The organism is Lentzea sp. NPDC059081, from assembly GCF_042738015.1.
GTDB lineage: Bacteria > Actinomycetota > Actinomycetes > Mycobacteriales > Pseudonocardiaceae > Lentzea.
Genome location: NZ_JBHYGW010000030.1, coordinates 1 through 19,704 on the forward strand (window position 1 = coordinate 1; position 19,704 = coordinate 19,704).

General features: G+C 70.4%; 14 protein-coding genes. 4 read left to right on the plus strand and 10 right to left on the minus strand.

Going from position 1 to position 19,704, the window contains the following annotated elements; genetic code table 11:
- Positions 1-261 precede the first annotated feature (261 nt).
- A complete protein-coding gene (locus ACFWV3_RS38395) occupies positions 262-609 on the minus strand; it encodes a sterol carrier family protein (RefSeq protein ID WP_382418930.1) in 348 nt (115 codons plus the stop codon).
- A gap of 88 nt (positions 610-697) precedes the next feature.
- Between ACFWV3_RS38395 and ACFWV3_RS38400 the strand changes: the two genes are divergently transcribed.
- Both ACFWV3_RS38400 and ACFWV3_RS38405 read left to right on the plus strand, forming a co-directional pair.
- On the plus strand, positions 698-2,164 hold the full coding sequence (locus tag ACFWV3_RS38400) for a hypothetical protein (RefSeq protein WP_382418848.1): 1,467 nt from the start codon (positions 698-700) through the stop codon (positions 2,162-2,164).
- Positions 2,161-4,338 carry an FtsK/SpoIIIE domain-containing protein gene (locus ACFWV3_RS38405; protein WP_382418849.1) on the plus strand — a complete coding sequence of 726 codons (2,178 nt, stop codon included), beginning with the start codon at positions 2,161-2,163 and terminating at the stop codon, positions 4,336-4,338. Before ACFWV3_RS38400 ends, ACFWV3_RS38405 begins: the two co-directional genes overlap by 4 nt.
- Here ACFWV3_RS38405 and ACFWV3_RS38410 read toward each other — a convergent pair.
- The 5 genes from ACFWV3_RS38410 to ACFWV3_RS38430 form a co-directional block, all read right to left on the minus strand.
- On the minus strand, positions 4,333-5,976 hold the full coding sequence (locus ACFWV3_RS38410) for a glycosyl hydrolase family 28-related protein (RefSeq protein ID WP_382418850.1): 1,644 nt from the start codon (positions 5,974-5,976) through the stop codon (positions 4,333-4,335). The two genes, ACFWV3_RS38405 and ACFWV3_RS38410, sit on opposite strands and share 6 nt — an antisense overlap.
- A gap of 51 nt (positions 5,977-6,027) precedes the next feature.
- Positions 6,028-6,834, minus strand: a complete 807-nt coding sequence (locus ACFWV3_RS38415; protein ID WP_382418851.1) for an ESX secretion-associated protein EspG — start codon at positions 6,832-6,834, stop codon at positions 6,028-6,030.
- Between the two features lie 8 nt (positions 6,835-6,842).
- On the minus strand, positions 6,843-8,159 hold the full coding sequence (locus ACFWV3_RS38420) for a PPE domain-containing protein (protein WP_382418852.1): 1,317 nt from the start codon (positions 8,157-8,159) through the stop codon (positions 6,843-6,845).
- 15 nt (positions 8,160-8,174) lie between these two features.
- Positions 8,175-8,546 carry a transcriptional regulator gene (locus ACFWV3_RS38425; RefSeq protein ID WP_382418853.1) on the minus strand — a complete coding sequence of 124 codons (372 nt, stop codon included), beginning with the start codon at positions 8,544-8,546 and terminating at the stop codon, positions 8,175-8,177.
- A 122-nt stretch (positions 8,547-8,668) separates the two neighbouring features.
- A complete protein-coding gene (locus tag ACFWV3_RS38430) occupies positions 8,669-9,250 on the minus strand; it encodes a DUF3558 domain-containing protein (protein ID WP_382418854.1) in 582 nt (193 codons plus the stop codon).
- Between the two features lie 151 nt (positions 9,251-9,401).
- Here ACFWV3_RS38430 and ACFWV3_RS38435 point away from each other — a divergent pair, with 151 nt between their 5' ends.
- Positions 9,402-12,041: a glycoside hydrolase family 2 TIM barrel-domain containing protein gene (locus ACFWV3_RS38435; protein ID WP_382418855.1), complete on the plus strand. Its 2,640-nt coding sequence runs from the start codon at positions 9,402-9,404 to the stop codon at positions 12,039-12,041.
- Here ACFWV3_RS38435 and ACFWV3_RS38440 read toward each other — a convergent pair.
- Genes ACFWV3_RS38440 through ACFWV3_RS38450 form a run of 3 tightly spaced genes read right to left on the minus strand, consistent with a single transcriptional unit; the run spans position 12,038 to position 16,896 of the window.
- Positions 12,038-13,837: a glycoside hydrolase family 15 protein gene (locus ACFWV3_RS38440; RefSeq protein WP_382418856.1), complete on the minus strand. Its 1,800-nt coding sequence runs from the start codon at positions 13,835-13,837 to the stop codon at positions 12,038-12,040. The two genes, ACFWV3_RS38435 and ACFWV3_RS38440, sit on opposite strands and share 4 nt — an antisense overlap.
- Positions 13,838-13,857: 20 nt before the next feature.
- On the minus strand, positions 13,858-16,023 hold the full coding sequence (locus ACFWV3_RS38445) for a putative bifunctional diguanylate cyclase/phosphodiesterase (RefSeq protein WP_382418857.1): 2,166 nt from the start codon (positions 16,021-16,023) through the stop codon (positions 13,858-13,860).
- A gap of 60 nt (positions 16,024-16,083) precedes the next feature.
- A complete protein-coding gene (locus ACFWV3_RS38450) occupies positions 16,084-16,896 on the minus strand; it encodes an SAM-dependent methyltransferase (protein ID WP_382418858.1) in 813 nt (270 codons plus the stop codon).
- 66 nt (positions 16,897-16,962) lie between these two features.
- On the opposite strand from ACFWV3_RS38450, the gene ACFWV3_RS38455 reads away from it, so the two are divergent.
- Complete coding sequence (locus ACFWV3_RS38455; RefSeq protein WP_382418859.1) at positions 16,963-17,835, plus strand: hypothetical protein; 873 nt, start codon at positions 16,963-16,965, stop codon at positions 17,833-17,835.
- 898 nt (positions 17,836-18,733) lie between these two features.
- On the opposite strand, the gene ACFWV3_RS38460 is transcribed toward ACFWV3_RS38455, so the two are convergent.
- A complete protein-coding gene (locus ACFWV3_RS38460; protein WP_382418860.1) occupies positions 18,734-19,627 on the minus strand; it encodes a LysR family transcriptional regulator in 894 nt (297 codons plus the stop codon).
- Positions 19,628-19,704: the final 77 nt, after the last annotated feature.

A 19,704-nucleotide genomic window follows, 5' to 3' on the forward strand; every position in this document is an offset into this window, starting at 1 on the left:
GGTGTCAACTCGCCACGCTTTTCGGCGAGTTGACACCCCTCCTCAGGTGTGGCTCGCTCTTGCCTCGGCTCGTGACGGGACCACCCCACCCGAACCGAACCACCACCACAACAGCAAGCCGCCCAACCCAAACAGGCGTGCCATCAACCCGCAGGCGGCGCTGGCCGGTCTTTGATCAGTTGGCGGGGTCCGGGGCAGAGCCCCGCGCACGAAACAGGAACCCGCACGCAACAACGCAACCACCCACCCAACGCACGCCGCCTAAAAACGCACGACCGGCAACAACACCGACAGATCCGCCCGAGTCCCAGAAGCGGCAACCCGAGCACCCTCCAAAGCATCACCCCAAGACAACGTCCCGATAGCCAGCTCCAACCAAGTGCGCGGATCGGTCTCCACGACGTTCGGAGGCGTCCCACGGGTGTGACGCGGCCCCTCCACACACTGCACGGCGGCGAACGGCGGAACGCGGACCTCGACACTGCGACCAGGAGCGATCTGTTCCAGGGTGCGCAGGCTCAGGCGGACGGCGGCGGCGAGCACGGGACGTTCCGGCTGGTCGGCCTCGCCGCGCAGCCACGGCAGGACGGCCTGCACCGCGGCGCGCATCTCGGCCGGGTCGACGGCTTTGGCTGGCACGGCGCCCACATTAGCGAAGGGGCAGCGGCGGTCCCGGCGCTGTTGGTATATGTGGTCGGTGATCAGGAACTTCGCCGTCGTCGGTCCCGGGCAGGCGACCAGGGAGCGGTTGACGGCGGCTGTGCAGGCCGCGCCGGGCATGGCCGTCTACCGGATCGGCCGCGGTGCCGACCCGTTGCCCGTCTCGGCCACGTTCGACCCCGCCGACCAGTCGGGGTGCCGGAGCCTGCTGGACTGGTTCGAGCGCGGTGCGCCGAAGGGGGCCGTGCTGCTGGTCGACGACTGGGCGTTGTGCTTCGAGCAGGACCCGGAGCTCGACCGCACCGTCGAGTGGATCGCGGCGTTCGGGCCGCGGCGCGGTGTGCAGACCGTCGTCACCGCGCGGAAGTGGGCCGACCTGCCGCCGCGGCTGCGCGGGCTGCTGCACGGCGAACCGACGGACTTCCTCGCGCTGCACGGCATCGACGCCGACCTCAGCGACATGTGGCTGCGCGACGACCTGACGGCGGCGGCCGGGGTCGACGACCGCGGCTGGCCGGTCCACCTGCGGCTCGGGATCGGCAGCGCCCTGCACCGCGGCAACCCTGACCAGCTGCGCAGCGCCCTGCTCGGGCTCATGGCCACGCACTCGGCCGAACACCTGCAGTACGTCCTGGTCGACGGCACAGGCAGCGAGGTCTTCGAGCCCCTGTCCTACGCCACCCAGGTCGCGCACACGATCACGCCGGAGGACGACGCCCTCCTGGTCCGGCTGATCGACGCACTCGCGGGCGAGCTCAGCCGCCGGCAGGAGCTCAAGAAGAACGGCGAGCGCGTTCCCGAGCTGCTGATCTGCGTCGACGGGCCCGAGGAGGTGTTCGGGCGGGAGCCGCGGCTGCGCGAGATCCTGCTGTCGGTCATGCGGGCGGGGCGCGCGCTCGGCATGCACGTCCTTTACTCCGGCGGCATCCCGCAGACCCCGTACGAGCTGCCGGAGTGGCCGCTCGCCACGCCGAACTACGACCTCGACGAGATGCTCGACCTCCTGCCGCACGCCCCCGGTGCCGGCACGGCGCACGCGATCATGCTGCCGCCGCTCGGCCACGACGGGACACCGCTGACGCTCGACATGCTGCCGCCCGGTGCGCTCGGCGTCGTCGACAAGCCCTACGAACACCGCCGGGACGTGCTGGTCCCGCGGTTCACCAAGGACCTGCGGCACGGCGCGATCGTCGGCGCGCCCGGCACCGGCAAGTCGACGGCGCTGCGCACGCTCGCGACGGTCCTCGGCGACCTCAGCGCCTACCAGCTGCTCGACGGCCCCGGCGAACCCCTCGACCCGGAACGGCACATCGTCGTCACCGCGCGCACGTGGGCCCAGGTGCCACCGTTCATCAAGGACAGCCTCGCGTTCGGCATCGAGCTGCGCCTCGACGACCCGGCCACGTCGCTCGTCAACGCCCGCAGCGCCGCGAGCGTGCCGATCCTGCCCGGCATCGGGCTGTCCGTGCGCGACAAGACCGCCGTCCAGATCGCCCTGCCGTGAGCTCGAAGGTCTACCGGATCGGGCCGTCCGACCACGACCTCGTGGCGTGGTTCGAACGCGGCGGAGAGCCGGGCGCGACCCTGCTGGTCGACAACTGGAAGCTCTGCGCGGCAAGCGATCCCGGCCTCGCCGAGTCGCTGCGGTGGATCATCGCGACGGTCCGCGACGTGCGGGTGGTCATCACCGCGGGCGCTCCGGACGACGTGCCGGAGCACCTGAGGTCGTTGGTGCGCACGGACTTCCTCGCCCTGCACGACCTGGACGGCTTCACGAAGTCCAATGCGTGGAAGGGCGACTGGTCGCGGATCCCGATCGGCCACGACGGCGCACGGGTCGTGGTCGAGCTCACCCACTACGACGGGCAGTACCGGACGGGGTCGCACTTCCACACGACCACGCGGGAGACGTTGCGCAGCCTGGTCCTCGGCCTGATGACCACGCACTCGCCGAAGCTGTTCCAGGTCCTGCTCGTCGACGCGCACGACACGGACGCGTTCGCGGGGCTCGACAAGGCTCCGCACGTCCACAGCCACTTCCACCACGTGGCAACGGATCCCGCGCCGGTCATCACGATGCTGCTGGCCGAGTCGGAACGCCGGCTCGACCTCGTCGGCAACACCTGGACGATCTTCGACCACCGCGGCCTCGACCAGGTGCTCCCGCAGCTCCTGGTCTGCGTCGCCGGGCTGGGCGACATCCTCGCCGCGCACCCGGAGTTCGCCACCGCCCTCGCGACCGTCGCGCAGGACGTCGGCAAGTCCGGCATGCAGCTGCTGCTCGACAGCCCGCACGACACCGCACCGCAGCATGTCCCCGCGTGCTCCGTGCCCGAGAACCTCGACGACGCGGCGAAGTCGTTGCCGGAGCTGATGCGCGCGGACGAACCCGTGCCGGACTTCCTGGCCCTGCACGGACTCCCGGACGGCTTCGACCGGCAACGGACCTGGCGCCGACGCCCTGCCCGCCGGCAGTTCCGCGTCCGGACGGGCGTCGACGAGCACGGGCAACCGGTCGAGATCGACCTCAAGACCTCCAGCCTGCAGGACGGGATGGGCCCGCACGGCGAGGTCGTCGGGCCGGACCGCACGGACCTCCTCCGCGCCCTGCTGCTCGGCCAGATGCTGTGGCACCCGCCGGACGACCTGCAGCTCGTCCTGGTCGACTTCCACGGCACCGGCGTGTTCGCCGGGCTCGACAAGGCGCCGCACGCGTACGGGCACCACCGCGGCCTGACCCCGGCGACGGCCGACCGGCTCGTGGAGGCGCTGAAGGGCGAGCACGAACGCCGCACCCGGATCCTCGTGGCGGCCGAGTACCGGACGACCTGGGACTACCGCGCGGCCCGCGACAACGGCGCACCGCTCGACCCGCTCCCGGAGCTGCTGCTCTGCCTCGACGGCGCGCCCGAGCTGCTGCGGACGTACCCGGACTTCCTGGAGGTCCTCCAGGGGTTCGGCCGGCTGGGCCGCAGCTACGGCGAGCACCTGCTGCTGTCCGGCTCGACGCCCACCGCCGAGCTCAGGAGCTTCCTGGGCTACCGGTTCGAGTTCGCCGGCAACTGGACGCGGCGCATCAGCAGGTCGGTGGAGAACCTCGTCCTGCCACCCGACCTCGACCGGCAGGCCAGGTCGCTCCCGCACGCGATGCAGAAGGTCGAGCCCCTGCACGACCCGTTCCTGCCGCCACCGCTGCACGAGTGGTCCAGGCTCGCGCTCGACGACCTCGGCACCATCTCGCCCGAGCACGGCGCCGTGCCGCTCGGCCTGCGCGACAACCCCTTCGAGCACGGCGTCGAGGTCTTCTACGCGACCTTCGGCCAGGGCGATCAGGGCGGGCACGGCGCGATCGTCGGCAAGCCCGGCTCCGGCCGCACCACCGCGATGCGGACGCTGACCGAGTCGATCACCAGGACCTTCGGCTCCACCGACGGCTTCCGGCTGGCGGACGGCCCCCTCTACGGCCGCCCCGAGGAGCGGCACGTCGTCGTGACCGCCTCGACGTGGGCGGAGGTGCCGCAGTTCATCAGGGACGACCTCGCGTGGGGCGTGGAGCTGAAGCTCGCGGACCCGTCCTGGTCGGCCGTGGACGAACGCCGCCAGGCGAACCTCCCCGACCGGCCGGGCACGGGTCTCTGCGTGCAGGTCAAGCGACAGGTGCGGATCGCGACCTCATGACCGGCGCAACTTCCGTTGGGCGTCGTAGAGGTTGCGGGGCACCGCGTCCGTCGTCCCGTACAACTCCAGCCGTGAGTTCAGCTCGCCGGTGAAGTCCGGCTTGTCGACCTGGCCGAAGTCGCGGACCTCGGAGATCGCGACCGTCGCACTGCACGGCGCGACCTGGTCGATGCGGACGTTGCCGGCGCGCTGGTTGGTGACGGTCACGTTCCAGTGCGCGAAACGGGCGCCGTACAACGGACCGGCGTTCGCGCTGCCGCCGTGCGCACCGACGTTGTTGATGGTGATCTCGGTGCGGACGTTGCCGAACGGCAGGCCGCGGTGGGTGTCGAAGACGTCGTGGTCCATCCGGCCGCGCGTCCAGACGTTGCCGCACGACAGGCCTTCGACGTTCAGGCCGTGGTTGCCCGCACCGGCCTGCGACGGCTCGGACGGCGCCTCGATCACGAACCCGTCGGTCAGGTTGTCGTGCGACTGCTCGCGCGTCGCGTACGCGTGGTGGTGACCGCGGCCGGAGACCCGCGTGTTCAGCAGCGAGATCCCCTTGGAGGACACCAGCAGGAACCCGTTGTCGACGTCGTGGACGTGCACGTCGTCGGCCCAGCAGTCCCACGCGCACTGGAACGCCAGCCCGTTGTACCCCTTGTCCAGCAGGTGTTTCGGCGTCGGCACCTTGACCATCTCGATCCTGATGCCCTCGACGCCCGCACCCGTGACCACCGGGGCCATCGTCGTCAGCCGCGCCTTCCACTCCGGGCGGATCGCCACCGGCAACGGCTGCGCGAGCTTGACCCTGTTGCCTCGCACCCACTCCACGCGCACCGGCCACAGGAACGGGAAGTACGACAGGAGCTTGTCCTTGTCGTCCCACCGATAGTCCGCCGTCCCGGGAACGTCGCCGCACAGGTGCTTCGGCAGCGAGTACCCGGAGTCGTCCAGCCGCAGCAGAACCCGCTGACCCGCGCGCAACGACCGTCCATTCTCGACGGTCAGCACGAACGAACCCCGTGCGGCGGAACCGGGGACGGTGGTCAGGACCTCACCGGCCTCCAGCTCGTTGCCCGTCCAGCCCTCGAACGGCCAGCGGTGGGCCTTGATCGCGTCGACCAGCGGCTGGTAACGATCGCGGTGACACACCCAGACCAGACCGCCGGACCAGCTCCACGCCGAGTTCTCCGAGCCGTAGCGGCTGCGGTTGATTCCGACGATCTCCTCCAGCGACCGGGTCGCGCAGAAGGTCGTCCGCGCGCTGCCCGCACCGCGCAGCACCACGTTGTCGTAGCCGATGCGGACGATGTCGTCGATCCGGTACCGGCCGGCGGGCACGAGCACGGTGCCCCCGCCCAGCTTCCCGACGAACTCGATCGCGCGGTTGATCGCCGGCGCCGCGTCGGCCGAGCCGTCACCGCGTGCGCCGAAGAACAGCACGTTCGCGAGCACGGGACGACGAGGAGGCTTCTCGCCGGTGCGGTACCCGGCGTAGGCGATGTTCGGGATCTGCGGGTGGTCGTGCGGGTTCGCCGCGAACTCCTGCCACAGCGAGGAGGGGGACGCTGCCGAGGCAGTCCCCGGCAACGCTGCCGAGCCGACCAGCGCGGCCCCCGTAGCCAGCAGGAACCGTCGTCTGTCGATGTTCATTTCGCCGTCTCCCAAGGGGCCACGGCGGCGGTGGTCAGATCAAACCAGAGATCAGCCGGTCGCGGAACGTTCCGCTTCGGCGATCAGCTCGTCCACCTGGTGCATCATCCGGCGCGCGTCGGTCGGCGTGAACGTGCTCCACGGCGGCTGGCCGTTCGACGAACGGCGTTGCTGCAGGTAACGGCCTTCCTCGGTGTCGAAGAAGGCGATCACGCGCTCGGGCCGCCAGCGCTTGCCGTACTTGTCGCGGGCGGCGGCGCCGAAGTTGCCGGTGTGCACGAGCCCGGTGAACATCGTGACCAGCGCCTTGGCGTCGGCCTCGCGCAGGCCGACCTCGCGGAACGCGGCCTCCATCGACTTCGGCGAGCCGTCGGTCCTGGAGATCGCCTTCTCGATGTCCGCGCTGGGCAGCGTCACCGAGAGACCGGTGCCGGCGGGGTGCGAGGGCAGCACGGACAGCACCGCCGAGGCGAGCCCGGAGCCCGCCCACGGCTGGAACGTCAGCTGGTCGTCCCGCAACGTCGCCAGCGCGCCCCAGTCACCGTTCGCGACGGCGAGGACGCGCAGGCTGTGGCCGAGCCAGAGGCGGCCGTCCGCCTCCCGCTCCGGCTTCACGAACATGCGCAGCAACCCCTCGAGCTCCGAGGCGAAGCCACGCGAGTTGCCCAGCCGGCGGTGGTCCAGCTGCTGGTAGACGCGGTTCTCGAGCTGGATGCGCTCGTCCCGGGTCCTGCCGGGTGAGGGAACCTTGAGGACGAGCGGCATGGGACCGACGTTCAGCCGGTCCCACACCACGTCGAACTCCTCGGCGGAGAGGGTGATCGGCTCCCTCTCCACCGGACCGCCGAACAGTGACATCTACCTGCTCATTCGGAGAAACCGCCGATGACCGGCGGTGCGACCATGCGATCGTCGCCGAACACGTCCTCGGTCTCGACCAGGTAGTCGGCCGCCTTGTGCTCGATGTCCTCCTCGCCCTCGCCCCGCTGGCCGTGAGCTCCGCCGGCGCCCGCGGCACCGCCCCTGCCCCCGGCACCCGCGGCGCCACCACGACCGGCGGTACCGCCGCCCGTCGCACCACCGCCGGGACCCGAGCCCATGCCGGACAGGCCGCCGGGCTTCACCGAGCCCTGGCCGGACGAGCCGAGCGACCCGGACATCGGGCCGAACGCCTTGCCGGAACCGAGCTGGCCACCGCGCACGCCGCCGAGGCCCTTGCCACCGCCGGCGAGACCCTTGCCGGTACCCGTGAGGCCCTTGCCCGCACCGCCACCGGGACCACCCGTGCCGCCGGGTCCACCCGTGCCGGGCCTGGTGAAGATCGGGCCACCGGGCGGGGTCGGCGTGGGGGTCGGAGTCGGGGTGGGCGTCGGCAGGCTCGGCGGCGGCGTCGGCGTGTTGATCGGCGGCGTCACCGTCGGAGGCTGCGTCCACGACACGTTCGTGGTGTCGGTGGGCGGCGTCCACGTCGTCGTGACCGGGTTGCCGGTCGTCGTCGTGGGCGGCGTCCAGGACGCGTGCGTGGTGCCCGTGTTGCCACCCGAAGGCGTGTAGCCGGCAGGCGACGGCGAGCTGTACCCCGCGCGCGTGCTGCCCGTACCGGTGTCGGCGGGCGGCGGCGTGTCGATCACGACCTGCGGCGGGTTCGGGAACTCGCCGAGCGTCGAGGAGTTCCAGCGGCTGTCGGACTGGTAGTCCTCCATGACCTTGACGGCCTGGGCCGCGGCGTTGTCCGCCGCCGCCTCCTGCCGTTCGTGGTCGAGCTGCTGGCCCACGACGTGCGCCATGCCGACCGGACCGGTCAGCGCGCCTGCCGCGATGTCGAGCAGGCCCGGCTTCTCGGTCGTGACGGGCACGACCTCGGGCATCTTCTTGCGCGCGTCCGCGATGAACTCGCCCTGCAGGCGGGCGGAGCTCTCCATCGTGGTCGCGCCGGTCTCGGCGAACCCGGCCCACTCGGCCAGCGGCGACAGCGCGCCCTGGGCGGCGTCGGAGGCGTCCGACTCCCAGTCCGCGCCCATCTTGGTCAAACCGGTGTGCAGGTCGCCGTCGATCTGCGCGAGCGTCGCGGCGATCGCCTTCCACCCCTGTTCGACGGGGATCGAGGCGGAGACGCCGGGACCGGAGTTGATCATCTTGTACAGCTCGGGGTGTCCGTACCCCTGGAAGCGGTGGTCCGTCATCGGTCAGGCCTCCTCTCAGTCCCTGTCCCGCAGGTGCTTGCCCCACATGGCCGTGTTGTCGCCCTCGGTCTGGCGGTACTGCTCCTCGATCATCTTCAGCTGGTCGATCACGCCGACGAGCTGTTCGCGGTAGACCTTGAGCGCCGCGAGCGCCTTCTCCGAGGTCTGATCGTTGAACGCCTTCGACGTCTCACTGCTGATCGGGTCGCCCGCCCAGGGCTTCGTCGGCAGGTCGTGGACAGCCGGCTTGATCTTGGCGTCGAACTCGTCGAGCGCGCGCTGGAACGCGGCCCGCGCCTGCGGAATGGCGTGTGGCTCGACCTTCAGCTTTCGCTGCCCGAACTCCGGTGGCAGCGAAGCGCCGCCTCCTCCGTCCGCGAGTTGCACGGCACACCCTCCTCAGTACGGCCCCCCAGTATTGGGCCGCGTGTGCTTTTGAAACGACTTTAGCTCTGATGCGTGACGCGAGTGACCGGTTCCCGGTACAAGCCGAGTACTTCTACTCATCGTCACCTGGTCATGAGAACAGGCCCGACCGCCATCGCGAGCTTGGTCGCCTGTTCGCACGCCCCGTCCACTGTGGTCTTGTCCTCTCCGAACCCGCCCACGGCGTTCACCAGCAACAATTGCCCGTCATTGGCGTCGACGTAAACATCGCAGGCCGGACCGGCGCCGGTCTCGCGCTTGTCGATGTACGCCGGGTAACCGGTCACTCGCACAGCGGTGAGCTTCGCCTCGCCGACCGTCTTCTTGAGCCGGTCGACCCCGCCGTTGAGGAGCGTGTAGATCGACGACGAGTACGCGGGGTTCTCGTAGTTGTTGCTGCACGTCTTGCTGCCCTCGCCGTAGTCGGCCTGGGGGTCGCGTGGGGTCACGAGCCGGACGCCGAGCGCGGTCTTCACCTCGTCCGTGTAGAGCGAGCACGGGTCGAGCGCCTTCAGGTCGACCGCCTTGGGCCGGTTGCCCGCGGGAGAACCGGTGGACGTTTCGGTCGTCGGCGCGGGATTGCCCGTCGTGGGCGACCCCTGATCGGTCGAAGTACACGCGGACAGGACCGCTACCAGCACAAACGGGACGACAAGTCGACGCATGCGCGACAAGTTACCCGGTCGCCGCACACGCAGGGTCGCCAAGGGTGTGTCCCGCGTCACCCGGAAGGTGCATTGCCGGGCGCCCGCACATAAAGGAAACCTTCTTAACGATACCCCGAAGCGCCGCCGCCCCGATGCGTCGAGGAGCGACATGCTGCGCAACCGACCACTGCCGACCCTGGTCGTGGCCGCGGTGGGCCTGGCCCTGCTGGTGCCGGGCACCTCCGCCACCGCGGGCCCCGTGCCCGGCACGGGAGCGGCGCTCAAGGTGGCCGCGAGCCCCGGAACGACCTCCACCGTCCCCGACTGGCGCCTGCAGAGCAGCGCCACCGCCACGCAGTCCGGTGCCGTCATCTCGGGACCGGCCTATTCGGACTCCGGGTGGCTGACCGTGCCCGCGCGGTCCACCGTGATGGCGGGTCTGATCGCGAACGGCAAGTACCCGGACGTCAACTACTCGCAGAACCTCAAGCAGGTCGACCCGAACGACTTCAAGGTGCCGTGGTGGTACCGCAAGGTCTTCCAGGCCGACCCGCAGCCGGGCGTGAACACGTTCCTCAAGCTCAACGGCGGCGTGATCGCCCGCGGCGAGATCTGGCTGAACGGCACGAAGGTCGCCGGCACGGACACCGTCGTCGGGGCTTACCCGACGCACGAGTTCAACGTCACCGGCCTGCTGCGCAAGGGCGACAACGCGCTCGCGATCAAGGCGTCGCCGGCCGACCCCGCCAGGGACCTGGTGATCCACTTCATCGACTGGTCGCAGCTCCCACCGGACCGCAACCAGGGCCTGTTCCGCGACGTCGACCTGGTGCAGAGCGGCGCGGTGTCGTTGCGCGGCCTGCACGTGCTGACCGACCTGCCGTTGCCGAGCCTGAGCAGCGCCACCGTCACGGTGAAGGTCGACGCGCGCAACAACACCGGCAACGCGGTCACCACGACCGTCGCCGGCAGTGCCGCGGGCCAGAGCTACAGCAAGAACGTGAGCCTCGCCGCGAACGAGACCAAGACCGTCACGTTCACGTTGAACGTCGCGAACCCGCAGGTCTGGTGGCCGTTCCAGATGGGCGCGCAACCGCTGCAGACCGCGACCGCCACCTCGACCGTCGCGGGCGCGAAGACCGACGAGCAGACCACGACGTTCGGCATCCGCGAGGTCACCTCCACCAAGGTCAGCGGCAACATCCAGTACCAGGTCAACGGCAAGCCGATCCTGATCCGCGGCGGCGGCTGGGCGTCGGACCTCTTCCTGCGCACGAACGCGCGCAAGATCGCCGACGAGCTGGCACTCACGAAGTCCATGGGGCTCAACACGATCCGCCTGGAGGGCAAGCCCGAGAACGACGAGATCTACGACTTGGCCGACCGCGCCGGCATCCTGGTCATGACCGGCTGGGAGTGCTGCTCGAAGTGGCAGGACACGGGCGGGTTCAGCGACGAGGACAAGCGGGTCGCCGGCGCGTCCGCCGAGGGCGAGGCCAAGCGGATCCGCAACCACCCCAGCGTGTTCACGTTCCTGATCGGCTCGGACGAGGCTCCGGTCGCCGACGTCGAGACGATCTACCTGGACGCGTTGAAGCGCGCCGACTGGCAGACGCCGATCGTCACCGCGGCCGCCCGCCGCAGCTCACCGCAGCTGGGTGACTCGGGCATGAAGATGGACGGCCCGTACTGGTGGGAGCCGCCGGTCTACTGGTACAACAACCAGAAGGGCGGCAGCGCGGGCTTCGCGTCGGAGATCGGTCCGGGCCTCGCGATCCCGGAGCGCGACGAGCTGAAGAAGTTCCTCAGCGACGCGGAGATCAACAAACTGACGGACTACACCGCACAGCAGTACCACCTGTCGCCGTCGGGCAACTTCAGCAAGATCGGCATCTGGGGCACGGCGCTCGACAACCGCTACGGCAAGCCGTCCACTGCGGACGACTTCATCCGCAAGGCCCAGCTGCAGCAGTACGAGACGAACCGGGCGCAGTTCGAGGCGTTCGGCCGCGACTTCTCCGACACCGGCGCGAACCAGGCGCAGGGCGTCATCTACTGGATGCAGAACGACCCGTGGCCCAAGCTCTACTGGCACCTCTACAACTACAACCTCGCCACGGCGGGGTCGTACTTCGGCGCCAAGACGGCGAACAGGCCGCTGCACGCCCAGTACTCCTACGACGACAAGTCGCTCGCCGTGGTGAACACGGGTCTGCAGGCTCGTGACGGCCTCAGCCTCCAGGTGACCGTGTTCAACTCCGACGGCACGCAGAAGGCGAACGAGACGCGTTCGGTTCCTGCGAAGGCCAACGGGTCCGTGCGGGTCGGAACGCTGCCGCAGCCGTCGGGCCTGTCGACGGCGTACTTCGTGCGGCTGCTGCTCAAGGACGCGAGCGGCAAGGTCGTCGACCGCAACGTGTACTGGCTGTCGACCAAGGCCGACACGCTGAACTACAACGGCGGCGACTGGTGGTACACGCCGCAGGCCCAGTACACGGACCTGAAGTCGTTGAGCTCGTTGAAGGCCGGTCAGGTGTCGGTCTCCTCGACGACCACCCCCGGCACTGACGGCAGGCAGGCCACGAGCGTGACGGTCAAGAACACCGGCACGTCCGTGGCGTTCTTCCTGCGGGCGTCGCTGCGCAAGGGCACCGGTGGCGCCGAGGTGCTGCCGGTCGACTGGTCCGACAACTACATCACGCTGTTCCCCGGTGAGACCGAGACGATCCGGGCCGAGTACCGGACGTCCGACCTCGGCGGCGCGCAGCCGGTGGTCGAACTGTCCGGTCACAACGTGTCGAAGCGCTAGCGGGCATACCGGTTCGCGACGACGTCGGGCCGTTCCACGGGACGGCCCGCGTCGAGCGACCACGCCAGCCGCACGTACTGCGCGTGCGTCCAGGCCAGCGGGGTGGCCGCGGTGGTGCCGCGGCCGTTCCACACCTGTTCGGGGAGCATGAGGCCGCTGTTCGCGGTGGCCGCGATCTCCTTCAGTCGCTTCGCCGCGCTGCTCTTGTCGCCGGTGAGCAGCTCGTACTCGCCGCGTTCGCCGGTCAGCAACGGCCACAGCCGCCCGTACGTGCGGGTCGGCGTCGGCCAGGTGATGTTCCACGGCCTGCCGTCGGCCGTCTCGCCGTAGCCGTCCTGCGTGAACCGGTGCCAGTAGCCCTGTTCCTTCAGCTGCTGGTCCACGACCTGCACGGTGTTCACGACGACCGGGTCGTCCGCCCGCTTCACGCCGAGCCTGACCAGTTCGAGGAAGCTCGGGTCGACGACCGCGCGCTGGTCGATGTCCGTCGGGTTGTTGTCGCCGAGGTCGTACTTCGTGCCGAGATCGGGCTGGCCGTCCTTGGTGACGCGCAGGTAGTACGGCTTGGGCTCGTACGGCCCGGTCGTCGTCGCCGTCCAGCCCTCGACCTGCCGTTGCCACTCGTCGGCGATCCTGAGGTACCTGTCGGCGTTCTCCCCGTTGCGCCGCAACAGATCCGCGAAGCACACCAGCCCGGCGACGGCCGAGGCGATCGTGGCGGGCGACCAGCCGTCCTGGTTCTCCCACCGCTCCTGCTCGCTGAACGGCGCGTTCGGGTAGCTCACCAGGTAGTCGGCCGAGCGCCGCAGCGCGTCCACAGTGGACTGGTCGCGGCGGTCGAGCTGCCAGGCCAGCAGCAAGGGCGCGGCGACCTGGTCGAGCTGGACCTTGGTCCACACCGGGGTGCCGTCGACGCGGGTGTTCTGCGGCAGGTGGCCGTCGGGCTGCTGCTGTTCGCGCAGCATGAAGTCCAGTGCGCGCTGGGCGAACCCGCGGTCGCCGGCGGCGATCATGGCCGTGGACACGTGGTAGAGGTCGCGCGGCCAGACCAGCGCGTACGGGCCCAGTTCCGGTGCCAGCGAGCGGTCGGAGCCGAAGGCCCACGGGAAGCTCGGCGACGCGATCGACGCACCGGGATGGGTCTTGTCCTCGGTCGCCGCGAGCACCATCACGGACATGTCGTAGAGCCTGCGATCAGCGGACCCGGGCCGCTTCAGCCCGTCGAGGTACGTGTGCCAGCCCTGCGCGTACTCCCGTGCCACCACACCGAACCCGCGGTCCAGCGCGGCCTTCGCCACGCCCTTGCCGAACCCGACGACGACCGTGCCGCGGGCGTGCCGGACGGGTTCCGACGGCAACGTGCTGACGACCTCGCTCGCGCCCTTCATCGGCACGTGGTCGACCGACAACCGGACGGGCCGCTGCGCGGTGATCTCGACCTCCGCCAGCACGGCGGCGCGCTGCGGGTCGGTGACGTAAAGGATCTCGGCGTGCCACCCGTCGCCGCGCAGCCGCTGCCGGAACGTCAACGACCGGGGGTCGGCGGGTTCGGTGACCGCCTCACCGGGCTTCCCGTCGACCAGCAGCCGGGTCTCGCGGGTCGCGGGCGTGCTGAGGTCCGGGTGGAAGATCTCGGAGAGTCCCTGGTGTCCCAGCGTGAACCACACCGGGCTCGCGGTGGACCTGGCTGTGCCGAACGCCTGTTTGTCCGCCGGGAGTGGAACGACCTCGGCGGCGGCGCGAGCCACCGGGGCGGACATGACCAGCAGGAGCACGACCAGGGCCAGTGGCTTCATGCCACTGGGTGTTCCCCGGGTCAGAGATCACCACGCAGCAGGCTGTCGATGTTCTCCGGCGGGCCGGGGCGCGCGAAGAACCAGCCCTGCCCGGTGTCGCAGCCCAGCCGCAGCAGCCGGGCGGCCTGTGCGGGCGTCTCCACGCCCTCGGCCGTGACGCCCAGCGACAGCGCGTGCGCGAGCTGGACCAGCGTCGCGACGATCTGCGAGTCGACCGGGTCCTCCTCGTTCTCGGCCCTCAGCCCTTCCATGAACGAGCCCGCGATCTTGAGCTCGTGCACGGGCAGGTGCTTCAGGTAGGCGAGGTTCGAGTAGCCGGTGCCGAAGTCGTCGATCGCGATGCGCACACCCATGTCGCACAACGCCCGCAAGGCTTCCAGCGGCTCGTCGGCGGTGCCCATGATCGCCGACTCGGTCAGCTCCAGCTGCAGGTGGTGCGGCGGGAGCCCGCACTCGTCGAGGATCCGCTTCACGTCGCGGACCAGCTCGGGGTCGCGGGACTGGCGCACGGCGAGGTTCACCGACACGAACGGCGCCGCGTCGCCGAACTCCTCCAGCCAGCGCCGCGCCTCCTCGCACGCCTTCTGCAGCACCCAGCGGCCCAGTGACACGATGAGGCCGGTCTCCTCGGCCAGCTCGATGAACCGGTCCGGCGCGAGCCGCCCGAACTCCGGGTGCTGCCAGCGCACGAGTGCCTCGACGCCGGTGACCTTGGAGTCCTCCAGCCGCACCAGGGGCTGGTACTCGACGTAGAACTCGCCGCGTTCCAGCGCCCGCGGCATGGTGGCCGACAGCGTGAACCGCGCGACCTCCTTGGCGTTGCGCTCCGGGTCGTAGAGCGCCCAGCGGGCCTTGCCGTCCGCCTTCGCCCAGTACAGCGTGATGTCCGCGTCGCGCATCAGGTCGGCCGACGTCGTGCCGGACAGCTGCCGTTCGACGATGCCGATCGACGCCGACACCGACAGCTCGTGCCCCGCGATCCGGATCGGGGCCTCCAGCTCGGTCAGCACGCGGGCCGCCACGTCGACGATGTCCTGCTCGCCGGACGAGCCCTCGACCAGGATCACGAACTCGTCGCCGCCCATCCTGGCGACGAGCTTGCCCTCGCCCGACACCGAGTGGTCGAGCCGACGGCCGACCTCGACCAGCAGCTGGTCGCCGGTGTCGTGGCCGAGCGAGTCGTTGATGACCTTGAAGCCGTCCAGGTCGAGGTAGCAGAGGCCGGCCCGCGCCTGCTTGCCGCGGTTGGTGAACACGCGCCCGAGCCGTTCGAGGAACAGCGCCCGGTTCGGCAGGCCGGTCAGCGGGTCGTGCAGCGCCTGGTAGCGCAGCCGGTTCTGCAGCAGGTGGCGGTCGGTGACGTCCTCGATCATCGCCACCTGGTACTGCGGCTCGCCGTGGTCGTCGCGGACCAGCGACAGCGTCAGGTGCGTCCACACCTGTTCGCCGTCGGCCCGGTGGAAGCGCTTCTCTGCGCGGTAGTGGTCGCACTCGCCCGCGATGAGCTGGTCGTAGAGCCGCCACACGCTGCCCGCGTCCTCGGGGTGCATGAGGTCGCGCACGTTGTACTGGCGCATCTCGTCGACGGTGAAGCCGAGCATGTCCTGCAGGGCCTGGTTGACGTCGAGGATCCGGCCGTCGATGTCGGCGATGCCGATCCCGATCGCGGCCTCGGTGAACATCGCGCGGAACCGGGCCTCCGACGCCCGCAGCATCGCCTCCGCCTGGTCGCGGGCGTCCAGCACGGCCGCCCTGATGGCCTCCTGCTCGGCGAGCGTGCGTTCGCGCAACGCGCGGGCGTAGCCGGCGGACAGCGAGCCCTGCAGGGCCGCCAGGCGGGACTGCAGCCGTTCGTCGCCGGGGAAGCCCAGCTCGGACAGCAGGTCGTCGCCGAGCAGCTGGATGGTGCGGCCGAGCGTGTCGGTGCCGGTGAAGTGGGCGTCGACCAGCTTGGAGCCGATCTCGTAGCCGGGGGCGGTGCGGAACGGGCTCGCGAAGAGCGCCTCGACGAGCAGCTCGGTGAGGTCCTGCAGGTGCTGCGCGACCTCGGCCCTGGTCATCGGGACGTAGCTCGACCCGATGACGGCCGTCGCCCAGCTGCGTGCGAACGCCTCGGCACCGGCCAAAACGGCCGGATCCAAAGGAGAGCGGTCATCGCGCACTCGCTGGTCAACCCGTTCGCTCATCGTCTCGGCCCTAACGCCACGAACGCGCAGCATACGGCCGGTCGCCCTCCGCAGTCACCTTCAAGCCTTCCTGCCCAGCGCGGCGAACCCGGGAAAACGTTTGCCTGCCGCGTCCGGGTCGTCCGGCGACTCCGGCCGCCACGCGGGTACGCGCACCACACCGGGCTCCACCAGCGAGAACCCGTCGAACAGGCGGGTGAGCTGGGCCTGGTCGCGCAACGTCGTCGGCGCGACGCGCGTGTCGTAGATCTTTCTGGCCTCGCGCGAGTCGGCCGGTTCCTCGTCGCCCTCGTAGCCCGCCTGGGAGAGGGCGAGGAAGCTGCCGGGAGCGAGCCGGTCGCGGTAGCCGCCGACGACCGCCCACGGGTCCTCCTTGTCGGACACGAAGTGCAGCAGGGCGATCATCAGCACGGCGACGGGCTCGTCGAGGTCGAGGTGCTTGTCGACCTCCGGCGAGGTCAGCACGTCCTCGAAGTCGCGGATGTCGGCCTGCAGGACGCCGACCCGGCCGTTGCCGTCGAGCAGCGACCGGCTGTGCGCGACGGCGACCGGGTCGACGTCGACGTAGACGACCCGCGCCTCGGGGTCGGCGTGCTGGGCGATCTCGTGCACGTTGCCGACGGTCGGGATGCCGGAGCCGAGGTCGAGGAACTGCCGGACGCCCTGCCCGAGCAGGTACCGCACGGCCCTGCGCAGGAACGCGCGGTGGTTGAGGACGACGCCGCGCAGGCCGGGCATGGCCGCCAGGGTCTTCTGCGCGACGGCGCGGTCGGCGGCGAAGTTGTGCGCGCCGCCCAGCCAGCAGTCGTAGACGCGCGCGACGCTGGGCCGCTCCAGGTCGATGTCCCCCGGCGCCCAGTTCGGCCGATCCACCCTCTCACCCCGTTCGCACCCGTTCCGACCCATCATGCACCCGCCGCTTGGCAGAATGCCGGGCTCGTGAGGAAAAGTTTGCTGCTGTCGACCATCGTCGCCTCGATCGGTGCGTTCCTGCTGGTCGGCGGCGTGCTGCTGCTGGTCGACCCCGGCGCGCCGAAGCACGAGGCGATCAAGACCGGCGGTCTCGCGGGCGGTGCGATCGTCGCCCTGTACGCGCTGTGGCTGAACGACCGGCGGCGCAAGGTCGAGGAGGCCCGCCAGGAGCTCGAGAGCCAGCGCATCGAGCACGACCGGTCCCGCGTGGCCGACGAACGGTTCGCGCGTGCCGTGGAGCTGCTGGGTCACGAGACGGCGCAGGTGCGGGTGGGCGCGATGCACGCGCTGGCCGGCCTCGCGAAGTCGCGGGTCGAGTACACGCAGACCGTCCTCGACATCCTCTGCGCCTACCTGCGCCGCCCGTTCAAGAAGTCGCGAACCGACGTGGACGCGACGGAGATCGAGCTGGAGGTCCGGCTCACCGCCCAGCGGCTGATCGAGGACCTGCTGCCGCGCCTGGACGAGAAGAACCCGCCGCTCTACGACCTCAACCTCACCAAGGCGCACCTGGAGTTCATGGACCTGTCGTACCGGCAGGTCGGCGACCTGTACATGCGGGTCGCGCGCTTCGAGGACTCCAACTCGTTCCACCACATGGTGGTCCACGGCCACTTCTACGTCACCGAGGCCGAGGCGAACGGCCGGTTCCACGTGCACCACACGGAGATCCGCGGCAGGGCGTGGTTCAGCCGGTTCCGCTCGACCGGGCTCGCGGTGTTCACGGACACGAAGTTCGGCGGTGAGACCAAGTTCGCGAACTCGGAGTGGGCCGAGGTGAAGGCGGACGGCTGTACGTTCGCGGTGGAGCCCGATCTGCCCGAAGCGTGGAGGAACTGACGTGCGCGCACCTTGGCTGATGGCGGTGCTCGCCGCGCTCCTCACGACGGCGGCCACGGCGGTGGTGCTGGTGCTCGTGAAGGCGCCACCGGTGGAGATCGTGAAGACCTCGGGCGTCGCGGGCGGTGCGATCGTCGCCCTGTACGCGTTGTGGCTCAACGACAAGAGGCGCCGCACGGAGGAGGCCCGGCACGGCCTGGAGAGCGAGAAGGTCGCCGACGAGCGGTTCGCCCGGTCCGTCGAGATGCTGGGCAACGAGGCCGACCAGGTGCGAGTGGGCGCGATGCACGCGCTGGCGTGGCTCGCGAAGTCCACGCCCCGGTACCGGCAGACGGTGGTCGACGTCCTCTGCGCCTACCTCCGCCGGCCGTTCACGCACCCCGCGCACGAGGCGAAGCCGGAGGACCCCGACCAGGTGTTCCTGGAGGTGGACCAGGAGATCCGGCTGGAGCACCAGGTGCGGCTCACCGCGCAACGGCTGATCAGGGACACGCTGTCGTGGGGCGACCGCACCGAGCACGACCACCTGGACCTCGACCTCACCGGCGCGACGCTGGAGTACTTCTCGCTGGACGGAAGGCACGTCAACCGGTTCGTGGCCAGGCGCGCGCAGTTCTACGGCATCACGAACCTGCGGAACCTGCACGTGCAGAGCGTCGCGCTGTTCTCCGGCGGCGCGTTCCACGGCAGGCTGCAGCTCGCCGGCGGCAAGTTCGAGGGCGGCATCTCGTTCCAGGAGGTCACCTTCGCGGGTCAGGTCGAGCTGGGCACCCCGCACTTCGGCCCCGCCGCGGTCGGCCGGTTCTTCCACCCGTCGAACGAGCCGCCCGCCGACCAGTTCGGCGAGCTGACGGTGCTGCCGAAGACCGAGTTCCGCCGGCCGGCCACCGGGTGGCGGCTAACCGGCAGCACGGAGGCGGCCGGCCTTGGCCTGCCCGACCATGTCGAGCAGGACGCTCGCGGCGGCGCCGACCGTGCCGCCCGTGACGACGACGGTCTCGGCGACCGGAACGTCCCCGCGAAGCCCGACGAAGTGCACCCGGTCGGTCTTCAGGGCGAAGGACTGCGGGACTAGCGCGACGCCGAGCCCGAAGGCGACGAAGTCCAGGAGCGAGTGGACGTCGTTGACCTCGACCGCGACGCGTCGTTCGACCCCGGCGGCGGCGAGGGCGCGGTCGGCCTCGTCGCGCGTGCCCCAGTCGGCGTTGAAGTCGACGAACGACTGTCCGCGCAGCTCACCGAGCTCGACGGACTCCCTCGCGGCGAACGGGCTGCCCGGTGCGCACGCCAGCACGAGCGGCTCACCGGCCACGGCGGACACCCGCAGGTCGTCGGCGATCCTCGGCTGGCGCGTGACGAACGCGAGGTCGAGGCGACCGGCGCGAACCTCCTCGACCAGCTCGGCGTTGCCGGACTGGCGCATCCGCAGCTCGACGCCGGGGTGCAGCTCGTGGAACCGCGCCAGCACCGCGGGCAGGTGCACCACGTGCAGGCACTGCAGGCTGCCGACCGACAACGTGCCGCGCAGCAGTCCTTGCACAGCGGCGACGGCGTCCTTGGCGGACTCGATGCTGCCCAGCGCCCGGCGTGCCTCGGGCAGCAGCGCCCGGCCGGCCTGGGTCAGCTCGACCTGCCGGGTCGTGCGCAGGAACAGCGGCGCGCCGAGCTCCACCTCCAGCGCGCGGATCGACGCGGACAGGCCCGACTGGGCGACGTGCATGCGTTTCGCCGCCCGCGTGAAGTGGCACTCCTCGGCGACCGCGAGGAAGTACTCGAGCTGTCTGAGCTCCATGATTCATCACCCAAGCTGCTGAATCAGATCACATCCTTGCGTTGGACAGCTTAATCGGAAGGGTCCAGAGTGGTTGG